The organism is Vogesella mureinivorans, assembly GCF_007644035.1.
Lineage (GTDB): Bacteria > Pseudomonadota > Gammaproteobacteria > Burkholderiales > Chromobacteriaceae > Vogesella > Vogesella mureinivorans.
Genome location: NZ_VMTV02000119.1, coordinates 1 through 523, shown reverse-complemented (window position 1 = coordinate 523; position 523 = coordinate 1). Strand labels below are relative to the sequence as shown.

Annotated in this window: 2 protein-coding genes; one reads left to right on the top strand and one right to left on the bottom strand. The window is 40.5% G+C overall.

Annotated features, from left to right (window positions below; all coding sequences use genetic code 11):
- Positions 1 to 7: 7 nt before the first annotated feature.
- A complete protein-coding gene (locus FLQ44_RS24790; protein WP_369126593.1) occupies positions 8 to 178 on the top strand; it encodes a 3-hydroxyacyl-CoA dehydrogenase family protein in 171 nt (56 codons plus the stop codon).
- Here FLQ44_RS24790 and FLQ44_RS02900 read toward each other — a convergent pair.
- On the bottom strand, positions 175 to 523 hold a 349-nt coding region (locus tag FLQ44_RS02900; RefSeq protein WP_147692972.1), incomplete at its 5' end, for an SDR family oxidoreductase. The genes FLQ44_RS24790 and FLQ44_RS02900 overlap by 4 nt on opposite strands.

Sequence of the window (523 nt, the reverse complement as noted above, 5' to 3'; positions counted from 1 at the left end):
GTATATCGTGCCACGGATTCAAGCATTGGCAATGAATGAGGCAGCAAGAATGGTCGAAGAAGGCGTAGCCTCTGTTGAAGATATTGATATTGCTATTCGTACAGGATTTGGTTTGCGCTTTTCTGTTTTGGGATTATTAGAATTCATTGATTCGGGTGGTGGTGATATTTGTTATTAGATCGAACGAGCTAGACCGCCATCTACACGAATGTTTTGACCAGTAATATATGCAGCACCTTCTGAAGCTAAGAATGCGACCGTCGCTGCAATTTCTTCTGTAGTACCATAACGTTTCATTGGAACACTATCACTGCGTTCGTTTGTCATTGGCAAACTATCAATCCAACCTGGTAAGACATTATTAAAACGTATATTGTCAGTGGCATACTGATCTGAGCAGATTTTTGTAAAGGAAGCTAGACCTGCACGAGCAACCACCGAGGTTGGGAATAATGGACTTGGTTCAAATGCCCATGTAGTAGAAATATTAATAATCACACCACTTTTTTGCTTTTGCATAATC